Below are 16,729 nucleotides of genomic sequence, written 5' to 3' on the forward strand. Positions count from 1 at the left end.
ATTAAAAGTACAGATTCTTAATAATTGTATTTGAACGCTTGAAATCGTATGTTCTATCACCTGCATGTTCGTACCTATCAACAAAACAAAGAGAGCCTCAGATACGCTCCAGGGCCCATTTTGTTTAACCATAACCATCTTCAACTTGCTTTAAACCCATATATTTCACTTTACGAATTAACAAAATCAATAAGTAGCTTATTCAATTCATCTGCTTGACAGATAGGCGCCCCATGCCCACTATTGGTCAATGGAAAGAGCTTAGAATTTTTAATTCGTTGGTTCGTCAATTCAGCACTTTTGTACGGAATCAGTTGGTCATGAACACCATGAAAAATGGCCGTAGGTGCTTGAATTTGACTTAAATCTTTCTCTACATTTTCATTAGCTGCTGCTTGTAACAATTTTATAAGAGCATACGAAGCGGAATCCAATGCCATATTTACAAACCAATCATTCGTCGCATTACCTAAATTCCGATTAAAAAAAGATGGGGACAGACCACTAAGAAATACAGGTAAATTCACGTACATTTGTTTAATAAGTGCATCCGCCTGTTCTCTTGGAACACCGTAAGGAGAATCTGCATCTTTCACAAATGAAGGTGATACCGCATCGACTAGTGCCAACTTTGAAACGCGACGCCCTTTGTAGCGTGACATATAACGAATCGTAATCGCTCCGCCCACAGAAAAGCCAAGCAGCGTTATATTTTCAAGTCTCAATGTTTCCAGCACAACAGCAATGTCGTCCGCTAATCGATCAAACGTATAGCCACCCCATGGCTTATCTGATTGCCCATTCCCCCGAATATCCATACACACACAGCGAATACCATGCTGCGGCAGTACATTGTACTGGTACTGGAACATGTTGTGATTAAGCGGCCAACCATGCACGAAAAAAATCGTTTTGTTAGTCTGTCCTCCTGGATTAATATCCTCAACAAAAACATGTATACCTTTTTCCACTTCAATATACATGATCTACCCTCCAATTTGGCTGCCCATTGTAAAACCTTACTGACTCTTTAAGTACGCCCTATTGAAGGATATATGAGTAACGGTTTGTACCCTATGTATAAAAAGAGCAAGGCAGACGCTTTTTTTGAAAGCATCTACCTTGCCTTACTCGCAAACCTAATCCACCCTGCTTCTCGATACACCCATACGCCAATTGCCATGGCAGCAATCTCAGACAAAATAATTTCACGATCATTAAATAGTAATGCAGCAGCAACCATGCTCAAAATAAGGGCGATGGCTAGGAAATATGAAATAAATGTTTCTCTTTTGGAAATAGCTGAATTCATTGCTGTAAACTCCTCTTCTTATCATTTCCATCCATATCAATGTAGCCCAAGCCACCTATGGTATACAGGGAAGCGAAACTTCCTTTACAATTGATGAAAATAAATTCAACATATACATAACGTTAAGGAAAGAAGGTGAATCGGCATAATGCAAATGGAACAAATTAAGGAAGCGATTACATGCTTCCCCTGCCTTGCAGATATTACCGAAGAGGATTGGAAGGAAAATGGAATTAGCGTCGTTACGCTGCCAGCGAATCATATTATTCATGAAGGCGAATTTCTAGAGAGCGCAGCATTGATTATGCATGGGACCGTTCGTATGTACAAGCTGGGCGAGAACGGACGAGAAGTTACCTTATATCGAATACATGATGGCGGCTGTTGTCCATTAATGGCATCCAGTATTTTAGGCGAAACTGCTTATGAAGCCAATGTGTGGATTGAGAAGCCAACGACGGTTCTGTTCATTCCCGCTCGTATTTTCCAAAGATGGATGGGTACCTATATGAGCTTCCGTCAGTTTATTTTCAAATCATTCGCTGAACGCCTCATTATAATGTCTAACCTCATCGATAACATGGTCTTTAAATCCATTCGGATTCGAATATGCGAATATTTACTCGACAGAACAACAGAGGGTCAACATTCTTTAACCACTACACATGATCAGTTGGCAATCGAATTGGGTACAGCCCGAGAAGTCATTAGTCGTACTTTAAAAGCGATGGAAAAAGAAGGGCTCATCCACTTGTCCCGTGGACAAATTACTAATATTCAACGTGAGCAACTGCTTGAGCTAGTGGAATAAGCGTACCTATGAAATTGTATAAATAGCTTTCTATTGGTGAAAATAGCCGCAGTATTCACGATCGTTAGGAAAATATCCTGCTATGTGATCAAGTTACAGAACAGCGGATGCGACTTTGTTAACATAGATCTCAAGAGATTGCTACTTATACAAATCGGAGGTTATTCTTATGACAAATCCAACAACTCAAATCGACTTGGCGGCAAACACAATCCAGGAGAAATTGACATTCGTACTCATTCACGGCGCTTGGGCTACGGCAAGCTTCTGGAACAATACTGCCGCAGTGCTGCGTGAAGCAGGGCATACGGTTCATGCTCCTGAATATGCAGGTCATGGCAACAATATCGATCCGCATGTTACTCATGAGCAAATCGTATCATCTGTCGTGGACTATATTACTCAAGAAAACATTCAAGATTTCGTACTTGTAGGCCACAGCTTCGGTGGTACGGTCATTGCTAAAGTAGCTGAATTTGTGTCTGATCGCGTTAAGCGCCTCGTCTTCTTCGATGCTTTCGTTCCAAAAGACGGAGAAAGCTTACTTGATCAAATGCCTGCGCCTGTTCAGCAAGCTTTCCATGGGCTGATCCAAGCTTCCGGCAATAATACGATTACGCTTCCGTTCCCATTGTTCCGTGATACATTTGTGAATAGAGCTAATTTGCAGCTGGCTAAACAAATTTACGAAGCATCTCCAGCAGAACCAGCTGGGCCGTTGCTGCACAAGCTTGATTTGAAAAAGTTCTACAGCTTGCAAATTCCAAAAAGCTATTTGTTCCTTACAGAGGATGTTGCTTATCCTCCTGCTCCATTTGCTTTCCATCCAGGACAATCTAGCAACTTGGGCGTCTACCGTCTCATCGTTTCCGATGGCGATCATATTAGCACGGCGTACACGCATGCGAATGTACTTGCTCAAAAGCTCGTGGAAGCAGGCAGAGACTAATTTTGAAATAACTTGATATAACAATATGAAAGGGCTCCAGAAAGTCGGTCGTAACTGACTTTCAAGGAGCCCTATTTTAAGAGAGATTATTATTAATCAAGTCTTGCGCTTAATCAAAAGGATAAATCCAAAACACTTCCGTACTATGCTGTCCATGTGATGCAGCATCCTCTTTTTTCAAGCTGTCGAGCAGCATTTGAGCTTGCGATTGATGCGCCTGAATCGCGTGTATTTTTTGTTCTACAAAATCATTAATATCATTAACAATCTCAGGTTCCCCTAGTACCTTTTTCCGATTCGGTGTGATAGCAATGCAATGAACAGTGGGGCGTTTCTGAATTGGCATTCGCTTCACTGCCTCGATGACAGCTGCACCTGTCGCATCATGGTCAGGATGTACTCCATGACCTGGATAAAACGTATAAACAAGGGATGGTTGCAATTCCATTAGCAGCTGCTCAATTTTTACTGACAGCTCTCCTTGCTCTTCAAACTCAACCATTTTATCATGGTAGCCCCACATGCGAACAATTTGAATGCCAATTCGCCGGCAAGCTTCTTCGAGCTCTCGTTTACGGATCTGAGGCAATGTTACTCGATTCGCGAAGGCTGGATTTCCCATATTTCGTCCCATTTCTCCGAGTGTTAAACATACATAAGTCATCAGCGATCCTTGCTGAATATGTGTTGCTAACGTACCTGCAATCATGCTTTCGTCATCTGGATGCGGCAGCACAACGACAATATGACGGTGTCTTTCCATTTGAAGTCTCCTCTTTCTGTCATTTTGTCTAATCCATTTAAAATGGTGTTTCACTGAGCATCAAGCAAACCATAAGTTTCCCCTGCTGATCATGCCCTGCTATAATCAGTTGGTTATCTTCCTGCTCGTCCCAGTGCGTCAATCCTTCCGCATATACCCAGCCATCTTCCGTTTTTAAACCTATACGATAAGGCCCATTGCCTGCAATCGTTCCATGGGAATATTGAATCACTGTATTTTTCGTAAAGACCGAAGCCGTTAGTTTAGACTTGTCTCGATGAGAAGCATAAGCTCCTGTTGTCATTTCCAGGTGAAGATATACCTTTTTATTCTGAAAGGATTGCAGTAATTGCTGTACTCGCTCTTGCTGTATAGGTTGCATGTTTTTTGTTCCCCTCATATACTGAAAGCCCCTCGCATCGCATCTGCAATGAGTGTAAGGCAAGGGACCTTCTTCTATTTTACCGTCGGTACAATCCGACAATAATCAACTTCAATTAATTATACTAATAGTTTACATGATTAATCATTAAAAACAAAGAAGCCCACCGAGTCAAAAATGTCAGCCTCTAAGGAGCATGATGTAGCAGAGATGTGAGCTGTTACTTCAAGCTCTCCCCCACAATGATACAGCCAGTTCACCATCGAAAAAACACCCACAATCTAGGATTGGGGTGCTCGTTCTAAGATACATTATGAAGTTAATGCGGCGGCTTACGCCTAGCTACTAACAGCATGATAAAGGATATAACGACCATCGAGCAGGTCCAAGCCCACGCCATAATCATATTTCCAGAGTCAACCGCAACATAAATGGCAGTCGGTATCGTTTGCGTTTTACCTGGTATGTTGCCGGCAATCATCAATGTTGCACCAAATTCACCAAGACTTCGAGCAAAGCCAAGTATATACGCAGTTAAAAAGGATGAATAAGCTAACGGAAAGCTAATAAAGCGAAAAACTTGCCACTCGTTCGCCCCAATAGATCGACCAGCATCTTCTAAATCTCTATCAATGGAAGAGAAGGCTACTTTCATCGTTTGGTAGACAAGTGGAAAAGCAACCACAGTTGACGCCACAACAGCTGCCCACCAAGTAAATAGAATCGGTTCTGTGAAAATGGACTCTATGTATTGTCCCAACCAACTTTTTCGACCAAGTACAACTAACAGAAGAAACCCAACTACAGTCGGTGGAAGCACAAGTGGAAGCATAAACACCGTTTCCAACAGCATTTTACCGCGAAACGTTCTACGTGACATCCACCATGCCACACTTACCCCTAAAATGACTGCTACAACACTAGCTAATAGCGCTACTTGCAGAGATAGTTGAATGGGTGTCCAGAATTCAGTCCAATTGATGTCTGACAGCGTCATTTCGAAATCGAGAATCCGTATTTAACAAAAACATCGAGTGCTTCTTTTGATTGCAAATACGTATAAAAAGCTTCAGACTCCTTGCTATGCTTAGAGGACTTTACGATACCGATTGGATACTGGACTGGTGTATAGCTGTTAGGATCGACTGAAAAAGCAATTTTCACTTTGGAGGATGATAGTGCATCGGTTTTATAAACAAATCCCGCCTCCACATTTTCCGTTTCTACATATTGAAGCACTTGTCTTACATCTTTTGCTTGAACGGTTTTGGCTTGTAGTGACTCCCATAATTGCGCATGTGTTAGTGCTTCTTTGGCATAATTGCCAGCGGGCACACTTTCGGGAATACCGATCGCCATTTTCTTAATATTCTCTTTTGTAAGGTCTCCTAGACTTTCAAGCGTTATACTCGCGCTGCTAGGGACAACGACGACCAATTCATTCGTTAACAAAGTACGCTGTTGATTGGTGTCGATAAGCTTTTTGTCAACGAGTGCGTTCATATTTTTAGGTGCCGCGGATAGGAACAAATCAACAGGTGCCCCCTGCTCAATCTGCTGCTGGAGCGCTCCCGAACCTCCAAAGTTAAAGTTCAACTTCATGTTTGTATTTGCTGCTTCATAGGATTTTTGTATTTCGGTTAGTGCATCAGTTAAACTTGCAGCCGCTGATATCGTTAACTCTACTTTCTCTATGTTGTTTGAGTTGTCTTCGGTCACCTGTGATTGGGTATTGTTGCTTGCAGTAGATGTTGCTTTCTCTGTGCATCCTGCCACCCATACCAGACTTAACAAGACTAGTAATAAAATCATACTAGGTTTCATTATTCTATTCATTTTTCCACCCCTTACATTATGTTTAGTTATATTTGGTTATAATTAGATATAAATATACACATCATTCTATGAATATGTAAAGGTCAATCAGAATATTTATTCCACATTATGTTACAATAAATCTACATTCACGAATCGGCATTACATTTCACAAGGAGGATTTTCGTGTCTAATCCTATCTCCTATACCACTGAAGAGATTGCTGCTCTTTTAAAGGTTTCCAAGCTAACGGTCTATGACTTGATCAAAAAAGGCGAACTGCCTTCCTATCGGGTTGGTAAGCAAATGCGAGTTGATGCTGAAGATCTAGAATCCTATAAGCAGCGTGCTAAAGGAATAGCTAGAGCATCTCAAGCAATCAAACCTGAGAAGTCACTATCAGCAGCATCACAAGTTCTCACTCACGGTGCTCGACCTATCATAATCACAGGTCAAGACATAAGCCTTGATATACTTGCACGTCATATAGAGCAAAACGTTTCTGGCGTACGCCCCCTGCGTTCTTACAGCGGTAGTATGGATAGCCTGATTGCGATGTATCGTGGAGAATCCGATATCGTCAGTACGCATTTATTAGATGGGGACTCAGGAGAGTACAACCTTCCCTACATACGTAGAGTGCTTGTGAGTTCTTCTTATGTTGTAGTCAATTTACTTTCACGGTCGGCTGGTATGTTTGTTCAACAAGGAAATCCACTTCATCTCAATAGCTGGGCGGATTTGAATCAAACAGGAGTGAGGATTGTTAATCGTGAGAAAGGTTCCGGAGCACGTGTACTGCTGGATGAGCAATTGCGATTGCATGGCATACAAGCTAGCCAGCTAACAGGATATGACACGGAAGCGACCAATCACATTGGCGTTGCTAGTAAAGTTGCATCAGGCGAAGCAAATGTTGGAGTTGGCATTGAGAAAGCCGCTTCCATCGTCAGTCACGTTGATTTTATTCCTTTAATTCAAGAGCGATACGATCTTGTCCTCATGAAAAAGGCAGAGAATCTGCATTGGATTGAATCCGTTATTGCGATTTTACAATCAGAGACGTTCCAAAATGAGCTCCGTTCGATCGGCGGTTATGACTTGTCACTTACGGGTCAGGTGTTATATGAGAGTTGAATGATTTCAAGGATACGTACAATAAAAAAACACCCCTTCCTAGTGATCAGGAAGGAGTGTTACCCCTTTTGAAACATGAATTTAAAAATAAACTACTTTAACTATATGAACGTTATCTCGTATCCCAATCATGCTTTCCACCAAAAGTTGTAATCTCACTACCTATACCGGAACCGGAAGTTATTGAAAGGACTATAAAAGCTGCAAAAATCAGTTTAAAGTAACGTATTTTCATTAAAATCTCCTCCAACTGATAAAGTTAATTACAGCATTTGCTCTTACTTTCAATTCCCTATAAATTAATGCCTTTAGTTAGGCCTTAATCATCTATTTATTTTCATTACACAGCTCATAAAAGTTCTCTATTTTCTCTATAGTAGATGAATTCATCATTTGCTTATTCTCTCGGTACAATTTAAACAGTAATCTCATGCAATTACGCTCGTTCTTCATGTCGTCTATTTGAGCATATCTGTAAGCGCTTTCCATATAATTACTTGCAGCTAGATTAAACTCATTAACTTCTGAGTAATAACTGCCTTTGAGCTTGTACAACCTAGCTAATTCTGCTGATTCCAGAGGTGTATGATAGGTAACCGCATTAATTCTGTCTTCATAGATCAATAATCGTTTAACCTCAAGAACATTTTCTGTTTCTAAATAGAACGAGATAAACTCATTGATAACATGAATCACAAAATCGTCGTTACACATATCAAGACACTCTTGAAACTGAGCAGCTGCAAGTTCTTGATTTCCCTTTTTTACATTTAACATCGCTGTTAATAATCTAACGTTATCAGGCACAATGGACTGAGGGTATTTTTTATATTGGGATAAATACTTCTGAGAGGCATCATAATCACCTATATAATAATGAGCATCTTGTAGGATCCCAATAGCTTTAATCTTAAGTTTACTGTCTGTATGATCATGATTGACCACCATGCTGCATAGCTTAATGCTTTCTTGAAACATACATAAGCTATAGGCATGTACCCCAAGCTTATAATAAGTGTCAAGGCGCTCTTCCAGTGACAGTAAGTTGATATAATTCAATATGTATGTCCCTGATTGAAATGTTGCATTTAGCTTACTAAAATCATTCCGCTCGATGCAGTATTTCTGGTATAAACCTTTAGCAATGAAAGGCATAATTCCGTGCTCACGGCAGTAATCGATGATAAGCTGATATAGCGTAAGTTTAATGGAAGTGTCTTGCATTGAAGCTGTAGCGTGATAAAGTCTTTCAACAACATCATAGCTGTCTTCACGATCAGACTCTAGAAACTTGCTAGCAATATCAATGATGAGGGCTATTGGACTGAAACGAGCAATGGCCTCTTCTAACATCATTAAAAGAGTGTCAGGTCTACGTTCGACCTCAATGTATAGTCCAATGTATTCATTGTATGGAATACCAAGTGCTGATGCAAGCATTTTTATCGTCTGGAATTCTGGCTTCTTTACCTCTCCGTTCTCAATCTTGGAGATGGTCCCTTTACTCACACCTGAGAGATTTGCTAATTGGGTCAACGTTAGTCTCGCTATAAGCCGATACTGTTGAATCAAATCTCCAAACGTTAGTAGGGTGATACAACCATTCATCTTTCACTCACATCCTCTACTATTATATGAGCTGCTCACCTACAACTTCAATAATGACAAGAAATATGACTTTAAAGATGCACGTTGACTTTTCATAGACGATTCGGGGAACATGAAGTGTGTCCGTGCGCGGGGAATTATTTACATATATTAGATTATAGCTTGATTTTACCAAGTGTCAAATAAAAACAGCTCGATTTCGTAATAAATCTTACACCAAAAAAGATTGATCGACTTAAATCGACCAATCTCCTGATTTTATTACATTTTTCATCACTTTTCTTCGTCATCACAAGTTATGTGGCTCAAGCGATTAGGAAGACTTTTTTGTTGCATCTGTCTTTACTACAAAGACAAACTCTTCTTTTCGGTTGTCCCACTCCCCTACAAAGTGAAAGCCTCTTAAAGTAGCCCCTTCTTCGTAATCTTGAGTATTAGAGCTCAAAAAGGATGCTATATTTTCTTCTAGCATAAAAGAGCCATTACCATCTTGAAAAGCTAGGTCTATTGTTTTTGCTGTTTCTTCCTTGTACTTCAATGTGCCATCATTTCTTAATAAGTACTCCTTTAGTTCAGATGAGCGAGGTGCATTGTTTTTGAGATCGATTTGTATTTTTTCGCCGAGTTTTATATATGGGATCGTTTTTGAGGTATCTTGAATTAATGATTGAAAGAGTTCAGTAGGAATAGCCTTTTCAGCAGATTTAATGCTATTAGAATTTGTAGCGAAAGGAATGGAGTGATTTCCTGTTGTAAACAAAACTTCAACTCTATCAGATGAGGCACTAGTATATGTTTCATTGCTGCATGCAGCAATAACGGGTGTAATCATAATAAGGAATAGAAACAGTATGTTCTTCAATAAAATCACTCCTAGTTATACGATTAATTAACTTGCAGTCGACGTGCAAAGTAACAAGGTCAAAGTTTCATTTAAAGACGTTCTCTATTAAACAAAAGTTGCATGGGATGTAACCATCCGTCAGATAGAAACAGAAAAACGCCAATCCCCTAATGGATTGGCGTTACTTGTTACATGCTAATTCATACTCTAATTTTGCTTCGATTTACCGATTATCCAACCTATTAAACCACCGATGAGCGCTGGTACAACCCAGCCGATCCCCTCTTTATACAACGGAAGATAGCTTAACATATCTGTCACTGCACCTACAGGAATCTTTGCAGCTTTCAAGCCATCGAACAGGCTAATGGCTACTGTTCCTATTAGTGCTCCAATGTATACGGAGGAACGTCCACCGAATAGCTTGTTGAATAGAGACAACAAAATTAACACAATTGCAATTGGATACATAACGAGCAATACCGGAATCGAGATTGAAATAATTCGGTTCAAGCCCAAGTTTGCAACAAGCAAACCAATTAGACAGATGAGGAACGTAATTCCCTTGAAGCTGATTCGCTGCGTCAACGATGAAAAGTATTGACTACATGCGGACACGAGTCCAATACAAGTTGTTAGACAAGCAAGTGTAACAATGATAGCTAGTAAAACTAACCCAAATGGACCGAATAACTCTTGTACCGCAAGGGTAAGGATTTGTCCACCATTCGCAAGTTGTCCAAACGTTTCAACGCTTGTGTTACCAATGTAACCGAGTGCTACATACACTAACGTCAAGCCGACACCTGCTATTAATGCTGCGTAAATCGCTGACTTGGCAATCGCACGTTTTTCTTGCACACCCTTGTCTCGGATGGCATTAATAACGATTAATCCGAAAGCGAGTGCTGCAATCGTATCTAACGTCAAGTAGCCTTCCATAAACCCTTTGAACCCTGGAGAAGTGGCATAATCTCCAACTGCTGGTTGTACATCGCCTAATGGATTCATCACCGCAGCGATGAATAAGGCTGCAATAGACAATAGAAGCAATGGCGTTAAGATGTTGCCGACCCACACAACGAGTTTAGATGGATTCAAGCTTAATACGTATACGACAGCAAAGAAGATGAGTGAATATAAGAACAGGATCCAACTGCTCGAGTTGAGCGATTCCGAAACAAAAGGCTGAGCCCCCATTTCAAATGCTACGTTCGTTACACGTGGAATGGCCATCAACGGCCCAAGCATAACATACACAGCAACCGCAAAAATGACACCAAACCTTGGATGAACTTGCTGTGCTAACTGCTGCATGTTCTTGCCTGTGATTCCGATCGTAATGATCGTAAGTAACGGCAGACCAACTCCCGTCAAAATGAAGCCAAACATGGCAAAGGCGAATTGATCACCAGATTGTTGACCTAGTACCGGAGGAAAGATTAAGTTCCCAGCTCCGAAAAATAAAGAAAATAACATAAGGCCAATAAAGAACGTGTGTGATTTGGATAATGATTGCATCATGGTCCCCCCTAGTTGTCTCTTTCTATAGTATCCATTCATTGCCAACTTAATGAACAACAAAAAATCCGCCCCTCGAAAGGGACGGATTGAATTCCGCGTTACCACCCATTTTCATCTGATACAACAATGGATCTCATTGGTACCAAATGCACTTTGCCACGTATGCCACGTGCTCCTGATAACGGGGGATATCCGGCATAGCTTACAGTTGTACTCGTTCAGCCTATGCTTCTCAAAGATGACTTCGTCCATGTACCGAACGTTGGCTTGCAGCAATTGCACCAACTCTCTGAAGATCGGATCACATAACCTACTTGTTCTCGTCAATGAAGTTTGCACTAAGAAGTTTGTACTTATTTTACATGATGTGATCGTGAAGTCAATGTCCATTTTTTTACATATATTTATTGTTTCATTTGTACCTCTTCACGTAAGCGTTGTACGAACTCTTGAATACCCATGGCACCAATGTCTCCCTCTCCCCGCTCACGGATTGTAACGTTGTTCAATTGCTGCTCTTGCTCTCCAAGCACGAGTACATATGGAGTTTTTTCAAGCTGTGCCTCGCGAATACGATACCCAAGGCGTTCATTACGCGTATCGATATCCACTCTCATACCCGCATTGACTAACACTTGTTTCACTTGAAAGGCGTAGTCTGTATACTGCGCCGCAACAGGAAGCAGCTTCACTTGAACGGGAGCAAGCCATAGTGGAAATGCCCCTGAATAGTGTTCTGTAATAATCCCAATAAAGCGATCGATTGACCCATAAACGGCACGATGGATGACGACTGGACGATACTTTTGACTGTCTTCAGCAACATAAGTTAGGTCGAACTTCTCGGGCATTTGGAAATCAAGCTGGATCGTACCGCACTGCCAACTCCGCCCCAGCGCATCTAAAATATGAAAATCAATTTTCGGTCCGTAGAAAGCACCGTCTCCTTCATTGACTCGATAAGCAACACCTCGACGATCCAACACATTTTTCAGTGCTTGTTCTGCCTGATGCCACAGCTCCTCTGACCCCATCGAGTCTTCTGGTCTTGTAGACAATTCAATCTTATATTCAAATCCGAATACTTGATAAATATAGTCGATAAGCTCAATGACGCGGTTAATTTCATCTTCGATCTGCTCAGGTAGCACAAACAAATGAGCGTCGTCCTGACAAAACGTGCGAACACGCATCATCCCGTTCAATGCCCCTGAAAATTCATGACGGTGTACTTGACCAAATTCAGATAAACGGATGGGCAGCTCTCGGTAAGAGTGCTGACTGTTCTTATAGATCAGCATATGACCTGGGCAATTCATCGGTTTGAGAGCAAACTTTGTTTCATCAACCTGTGTAAAATACATATTGTCTTGGTAATGATCCCAATGCCCGGATTGTTCCCAAATCCGGTTGTTCATCATAAGCGGTGTACGCACTTCATCATACCCCAACTTGTTCTGAACATCGCGAGCAAAGTTCTCCAGTTCCGTGCGGATAGTCATTCCTTTTGGCAAGTAGAAAGGCATACCAGGAGCCTCTTCAGAAAACATAAATAACTCCAGCTGCTTGCCTAACTTGCGATGATCGCGCTTCTTCGCTTCCTCCAGCCGATATAAATGTTCATCCAACTGTGCCTTCTTCGGAAATGCAGTGCCATATACCCGCTGCAGCATTTTGTTGTTGGCATCTCCACGCCAGTATGCCCCTGCCACACTCAACAATTTGAATGCTTTAATTCGCCCTGTAGATAGAAGATGCGGACCACGGCATAGATCAGAAAACTCCCCTTGTTCATAAATGGAGATGACTGCATCCTCTGGCAATCCTTGAATAAGCTCCAGCTTAAATGGCTCTTGCTGCTGTTCAAACAGTTGCAACGCTTCATATCGACTAATCACCTTGCGCTCAATCGGCAGATTAGCTTGAATGATGCGCTGCATCTCTTGCTCGATTGCTGTTACATCATTTAGAGACAACGGCTGCGCAATATCGATATCGTAATAGAACCCATTTTCAATTACAGGGCCGATGGCGAGTTTCACCGCTTGGTTGCCGAATATTCGTTTCATGGCTTGAGCCATTACATGTGCTGTACTATGACGGTAGATATCCTCGCCTTCTTTGCTGTCCAGCGTCACAATTTCGAGGTGGCAATCTTCATCAAGTGGTTCGTTAAGATCAACGAGCGTGCCATTCCATTTTCCAGCGACTGCTTGCTTCTTCAATCCTGAGCTAATCGATGCCGCTACATCGAGTGAGGTCGTGCCTTGTGCATACCTCCTAACTGTTCCATCTGGTAATGTGACTTGAATTTGCAATTCCATGATGATTGCCTCCTTTTCTCCATTGTTCATAATCGTTGAACGCAAAAAAACACACTCTCCCAGAAGGGACGAGTGCGTTCAGCTCGTGGTTCCACCCTAATTCGATAGGCATTATGAACATACCGACCCTGACATGAGCCATGTATGCAAATGCAATATCCTCGTTAGTTATCCGGTATCGCGGATAAGACGGCAACGCATACTTCCGTTCTCCATTCCACACAGAAATGAGTCAACGGGTTCAACATTGCGGCTACAAAGGGGTAATTTCACATCTGTTATCTGAAGAAGCTCTCAGCATACACTTCTCTCTCTGGACAGTACATGAAGGAAATCATGTCTTTGATCAAGGCCAGCTATTAAATTTATGGATAATCATACATATTAGCATATGAAGTGTCAAGCGTGTATTTGCTCATTTCGTAGCAAAATGTAATCCATTCTACATATTCCCACTATTCAAATAAGTTTTATTTCACAACCATAATCTTTAGCAGAATTGCATAAATCTCTATTACTAATTTATACTCCGAAATCCGCGATATACACACACTCACCACATAATTTATAAGGGAAAGTGATCATATAATTACCACTAGATTATGTAAATATACTCTGATATTCTCATATAGAAATTTGTCATTTAGAAAGGAATACATATGAAAAAATCTTTGTTCCGCAACTCCATCATCATTCTGTTTACCATGCTGCTGGCATTCCCACTCCAGACCAGCCAAGCACATGCAGCCGATCCTATCCCTGAGTACATGTACTTCCCCTTCGACATTATGAATCACTGGGCATATGATGAGCTGGACAACTTTGTTAATGCAGACTTGCTGCGTGGTTATGTAGACGAGTTCGGTGATGTATACGCTAAACCGAATCAATCCATTAGCCGTGCGGAATTTGTCTCCATTTTAGTTCGTGCATTAGGATTGACTAGCAATCAAGACGGCACATCCTTTACCGATGTTCCAAAAGAAAAATGGCATTATGAACCGATTCGTATTGCTAGTTCATTAGGTATCGTGCGTGGTACAAGCGAAACTACATTCGGACCTGAACAACCTGTGAAACGCGGTGAAATTGCTAGCATTATTGTCAGAGCATTTACTTCTTCTATTCCATTTACAGGTGAAATGAAATCGTTCACCGATGTTCCTGACTACTACGCAGCGCCATCGATTATGAAAGCAAGCCAAGTTGGAATCGTGCACGGCGCTACCCCAACAACGTTCAAGCCTTTTGCCAATGCAACACGTGCGGAAGCAGTTGTTATGCTGCAGCGTGCACTCGACTTGCAAAGTAGTGAGCTTCCAGAAGACAGTACCCTTACGAAAGTTGTAGCCGATTGGACAGCTAACCATACAAAAGCTATGAATGACAACACTTTTGATCAGCTAGCGAGTATCGATAAACAATATGCAACAGGCTATCATTTGGCATATAGCGCAAGTGCAAATGCTGAGCTTATGGAAATTGTAAATGAAGGAGCTACATTCTCTGCCAAGGTTATGAGTGAGCAGAAGCTTACCGTTCAGCACAAAACAGATCGCTTTGCTGTTATCGAGTCAAAAGGTGGAATTATGCAAATCACAACAAAGCTGCAAGGATCAGAAGTTGACGCGAAACAATCCATGGATGGACATTATATGCTTAAAAAAATGCCGGATAACAGCTGGAAAATATACATGTATGCGATGACAGAGCAACCATAGTTCTCCTGCAACTTCAGAACATACAGCTATAAAGAGTGTGAACGTGGATCGTTCCCACTCTTTTTCATATTAACTCACCCGCTCTGCTTCTCATTCTTTCCATAAGGCGAAAATGCTTGTTATCAACGCTATGACTGGGAAACAGACAGCTTGGCAGAGTGGCAGCGTGTAAAGGCGGAAGGCATTATCATTATAGAAGGCGTATGCTCCACTCGACTTGAGCTAGTAGATGATTACGATGTCACCATATGGGTCAATTGTCCAAGAGAAACAAGACTTGCACGAGGCTTGGAGCGAGACGGTGAAGCCGCTCGTTCGTTATGGGAAGATAATTGGATGATTGCAGAAGATAAATATGTGCGTGAACATCAACCAGATATGAGAGCCAATGTTATCATACAAGGAATCTAAATAGAGACCGCTAACCAATATACGTGTACCCGTATAAGTGGCAGCGGTCTTTTTTCATACCGATTATCTCGTGAGGCACTAAACTACTTTCCTCAACAATAAAAAGCGAAATGATAGTTCCATTTCGATCATAGACTATGTATACGATTACTAACTGCCCATATACCCCATTGTGCTCTATAAGGAGGCCCAGAAAATTATGTTGGACATTTCATCTATTTTATTCGAGGGCATATTACTATCCGTCATATTCTCAGCTATTGTGCTACTGTCGCTATACTACAATCCTCGACTATGGCTTCAAGATTTTCCGAAAGATATTCAGCAAATGACCTTACCAAAAACGAAACGAGAGAAACAGCAGACGATTTTCTTAACCATACTTATCTTCATCTTGTTCCTCGCACCATTTTTCACTTCACTCTATGTCGACAACGAGCAAATTGCCTTGTGGCCTGTGTTTTTCCACTTTTTCTTTATTTTCAACATCGTTAGTCTCGTGGATTTAGTTATTTTAGATTGGCTTATTATTTGTTTCTTCACACCTAGCTTTCTTATTATCCCAGGTAGCCATGGTGCGAAAGGTTATAAAGATTATTGGTTTCACTTCGTCGGCGCTCTCAAAGGTACGTTTATCTGCGCTGCGTTTGCCTTGATTCTTGCCGCTCTGCGTGTGACCCTCTCCTATTTATAACACAATTCTGCTTTCATGAAGTCAGTTCGTGTTATGGCTCACCTAGTTACATATTACATCTACATATTATGTACACAAAAAAGAGCATGCAACGGACACCAATATCCTTCCATGCTCTTTCTCTATCAATTACACCTTATATTCTTCTATATCAGCACTTGCCGATCACTTGAGCTATTTCTACACTCGTCCCTCTGCTTACTCCGCTTGATCTCTCGGATCTTCTTCATCTTCGACATATTCCAAAATATCTCCCGGCTGACAATCCAATGCTTTGCAAATTTCATTTAAAGTAGAAAATCGGATAGCTTTGGCCTTGTTGTTTTTCAATATCGATAAATTAGACATCGTTATTCCTAATCGATTCGCGAGCTCTGTTGAACTCATCTTCTTCTTCACCATGACTACATCCAAGTTAACAACAATGGACATCT

The 16,729-nt window shown here is 41.3% G+C and carries 17 protein-coding genes, 1 pseudogene and 1 other annotated feature; of the genes and pseudogenes, 7 read left to right on the plus strand and 11 right to left on the minus strand.

The features are described from left to right. Positions 1-170: 170 nt before the first annotated feature. Together IFO66_RS03380 and IFO66_RS03385 are read right to left on the minus strand one after the other, a co-directional pair. Positions 171-983: an alpha/beta fold hydrolase gene (locus IFO66_RS03380; protein WP_192023791.1), complete on the minus strand. Its 813-nt coding sequence runs from the start codon at positions 981-983 to the stop codon at positions 171-173. 134 nt (positions 984-1,117) lie between these two features. Further along, positions 1,118-1,312: a hypothetical protein gene (locus IFO66_RS03385; RefSeq protein WP_192023792.1), complete on the minus strand. Its 195-nt coding sequence runs from the start codon at positions 1,310-1,312 to the stop codon at positions 1,118-1,120. A gap of 148 nt (positions 1,313-1,460) precedes the next feature. Between IFO66_RS03385 and IFO66_RS03390 the strand changes: the two genes are divergently transcribed. Together IFO66_RS03390 and IFO66_RS03395 are read left to right on the plus strand one after the other, a co-directional pair. Next, positions 1,461-2,123 carry a Crp/Fnr family transcriptional regulator gene (locus tag IFO66_RS03390; protein ID WP_192023793.1) on the plus strand — a complete coding sequence of 221 codons (663 nt, stop codon included), beginning with the start codon at positions 1,461-1,463 and terminating at the stop codon, positions 2,121-2,123. 169 nt (positions 2,124-2,292) lie between these two features. Beyond that, positions 2,293-3,072 (plus strand): alpha/beta fold hydrolase, encoded by a 780-nt coding sequence (locus tag IFO66_RS03395; protein ID WP_192023794.1) that lies wholly within the window; start codon positions 2,293-2,295, stop codon positions 3,070-3,072. A 109-nt stretch (positions 3,073-3,181) separates the two neighbouring features. On the opposite strand, the gene bshB2 is transcribed toward IFO66_RS03395, so the two are convergent. The 4 genes from bshB2 to modA all read right to left on the minus strand — a co-directional run bounded on the left by bshB2 (position 3,182) and on the right by modA (position 6,029). Next, positions 3,182-3,835 carry a bacillithiol biosynthesis deacetylase BshB2 gene (bshB2, locus tag IFO66_RS03400; RefSeq protein WP_192023795.1) on the minus strand — a complete coding sequence of 218 codons (654 nt, stop codon included), beginning with the start codon at positions 3,833-3,835 and terminating at the stop codon, positions 3,182-3,184. Between the two features lie 37 nt (positions 3,836-3,872). Next, entirely contained in the window at positions 3,873-4,217 is a 345-nt protein-coding gene (locus tag IFO66_RS03405; RefSeq protein ID WP_192023796.1) for a YojF family protein, read from the minus strand. Positions 4,218-4,536: 319 nt separating this feature from the next. After that, a complete protein-coding gene (gene modB / locus IFO66_RS03410) occupies positions 4,537-5,214 on the minus strand; it encodes a molybdate ABC transporter permease subunit (protein ID WP_192023797.1) in 678 nt (225 codons plus the stop codon). After that, positions 5,211-6,029, minus strand: coding sequence for a molybdate ABC transporter substrate-binding protein (gene modA, locus IFO66_RS03415; protein ID WP_420488644.1), 819 nt, complete (start codon positions 6,027-6,029; stop codon positions 5,211-5,213). The genes modB and modA overlap by 4 nt, the downstream gene beginning before the upstream one ends. Here modA and IFO66_RS24305 point away from each other — a divergent pair. Then, positions 5,980-6,099 carry a DUF6814 family protein gene (locus IFO66_RS24305; protein WP_420488645.1) on the plus strand — a complete coding sequence of 40 codons (120 nt, stop codon included), beginning with the start codon at positions 5,980-5,982 and terminating at the stop codon, positions 6,097-6,099. The genes modA and IFO66_RS24305 overlap by 50 nt on opposite strands. A 119-nt stretch (positions 6,100-6,218) precedes the next feature. Then, positions 6,219-7,169: a substrate-binding domain-containing protein gene (locus IFO66_RS03420; protein ID WP_192023799.1), complete on the plus strand. Its 951-nt coding sequence runs from the start codon at positions 6,219-6,221 to the stop codon at positions 7,167-7,169. A gap of 327 nt (positions 7,170-7,496) precedes the next feature. Here the strand turns inward: IFO66_RS03420 and IFO66_RS03425 are convergent, their stop codons facing one another. From IFO66_RS03425 to thrS, 4 genes are all read right to left on the minus strand, one after another. Continuing rightward, positions 7,497-8,777, minus strand: a complete 1,281-nt coding sequence (locus tag IFO66_RS03425; protein WP_192023800.1) for a helix-turn-helix domain-containing protein — start codon at positions 8,775-8,777, stop codon at positions 7,497-7,499. 313 nt (positions 8,778-9,090) lie between these two features. Then, positions 9,091-9,639 carry a hypothetical protein gene (locus IFO66_RS03430; RefSeq protein WP_192023801.1) on the minus strand — a complete coding sequence of 183 codons (549 nt, stop codon included), beginning with the start codon at positions 9,637-9,639 and terminating at the stop codon, positions 9,091-9,093. A gap of 189 nt (positions 9,640-9,828) precedes the next feature. Continuing rightward, entirely contained in the window at positions 9,829-11,142 is a 1,314-nt protein-coding gene (gene brnQ, locus IFO66_RS03435) for a branched-chain amino acid transport system II carrier protein (protein WP_192024243.1), read from the minus strand. A gap of 77 nt (positions 11,143-11,219) precedes the next feature. Continuing rightward, positions 11,220-11,481 (minus strand) — a binding site (T-box leader). 68 nt (positions 11,482-11,549) lie between these two features. After that, positions 11,550-13,463, minus strand: a complete 1,914-nt coding sequence (thrS, locus tag IFO66_RS03440; RefSeq protein ID WP_192024244.1) for a threonine--tRNA ligase — start codon at positions 13,461-13,463, stop codon at positions 11,550-11,552. Between the two features lie 665 nt (positions 13,464-14,128). Here thrS and IFO66_RS03445 point away from each other — a divergent pair. From IFO66_RS03445 to IFO66_RS03455, 3 genes and pseudogenes are all read left to right on the plus strand, one after another. Beyond that, positions 14,129-15,190: an S-layer homology domain-containing protein gene (locus IFO66_RS03445; protein ID WP_192023802.1), complete on the plus strand. Its 1,062-nt coding sequence runs from the start codon at positions 14,129-14,131 to the stop codon at positions 15,188-15,190. 105 nt (positions 15,191-15,295) lie between these two features. Further along, positions 15,296-15,601: pseudogene (locus IFO66_RS03450) on the plus strand (uridine kinase); the annotation flags it as partial. 199 nt (positions 15,602-15,800) lie between these two features. After that, positions 15,801-16,295 (plus strand): nitroreductase, encoded by a 495-nt coding sequence (locus IFO66_RS03455; protein ID WP_192023804.1) that lies wholly within the window; start codon positions 15,801-15,803, stop codon positions 16,293-16,295. A 198-nt stretch (positions 16,296-16,493) separates the two neighbouring features. Here the strand turns inward: IFO66_RS03455 and IFO66_RS03460 are convergent, their stop codons facing one another. After that, a complete protein-coding gene (locus tag IFO66_RS03460) occupies positions 16,494-16,727 on the minus strand; it encodes a helix-turn-helix domain-containing protein (RefSeq protein WP_192023805.1) in 234 nt (77 codons plus the stop codon). Between the last annotated feature and the right edge of the window lie 2 nt (positions 16,728-16,729).

This window comes from Paenibacillus arenosi (genome assembly GCF_014841135.1).
Classification (GTDB): Bacteria; Bacillota; Bacilli; order Paenibacillales; family Paenibacillaceae; genus Paenibacillus_B; species Paenibacillus_B arenosi.

Excerpts from the sequence above, each read along its gene's own strand:
- IFO66_RS03380 (WP_192023791.1), bottom strand. The coding sequence starts at position 983 with ATGTATATTGAAGTGGAAAAAGGTATACATGTTTTTGTTGAGGATATT.
- IFO66_RS03385 (WP_192023792.1), bottom strand. The coding sequence starts at position 1,312 with ATGAATTCAGCTATTTCCAAAAGAGAAACATTTATTTCATATTTCCTA.
- IFO66_RS03390 (WP_192023793.1), top strand. The coding sequence starts at position 1,461 with ATGCAAATGGAACAAATTAAGGAAGCGATTACATGCTTCCCCTGCCTT.
- IFO66_RS03395 (WP_192023794.1), top strand. The coding sequence starts at position 2,293 with ATGACAAATCCAACAACTCAAATCGACTTGGCGGCAAACACAATCCAG.
- bshB2 (WP_192023795.1), bottom strand. The coding sequence starts at position 3,835 with ATGGAAAGACACCGTCATATTGTCGTTGTGCTGCCGCATCCAGATGAC.
- IFO66_RS03405 (WP_192023796.1), bottom strand. The coding sequence starts at position 4,217 with ATGCAACCTATACAGCAAGAGCGAGTACAGCAATTACTGCAATCCTTT.
- modB (WP_192023797.1), bottom strand. The coding sequence starts at position 5,214 with ATGACGCTGTCAGACATCAATTGGACTGAATTCTGGACACCCATTCAA.
- modA (WP_420488644.1), bottom strand. The coding sequence starts at position 6,029 with ATGATTTTATTACTAGTCTTGTTAAGTCTGGTATGGGTGGCAGGATGC.
- IFO66_RS03425 (WP_192023800.1), bottom strand. The coding sequence starts at position 8,777 with ATGAATGGTTGTATCACCCTACTAACGTTTGGAGATTTGATTCAACAG.
- brnQ (WP_192024243.1), bottom strand. The coding sequence starts at position 11,142 with ATGCAATCATTATCCAAATCACACACGTTCTTTATTGGCCTTATGTTA.
- IFO66_RS03445 (WP_192023802.1), top strand. The coding sequence starts at position 14,129 with ATGAAAAAATCTTTGTTCCGCAACTCCATCATCATTCTGTTTACCATG.
- IFO66_RS03455 (WP_192023804.1), top strand. The coding sequence starts at position 15,801 with ATGTTGGACATTTCATCTATTTTATTCGAGGGCATATTACTATCCGTC.
- IFO66_RS03460 (WP_192023805.1), bottom strand. The coding sequence starts at position 16,727 with ATGTCCATTGTTGTTAACTTGGATGTAGTCATGGTGAAGAAGAAGATG.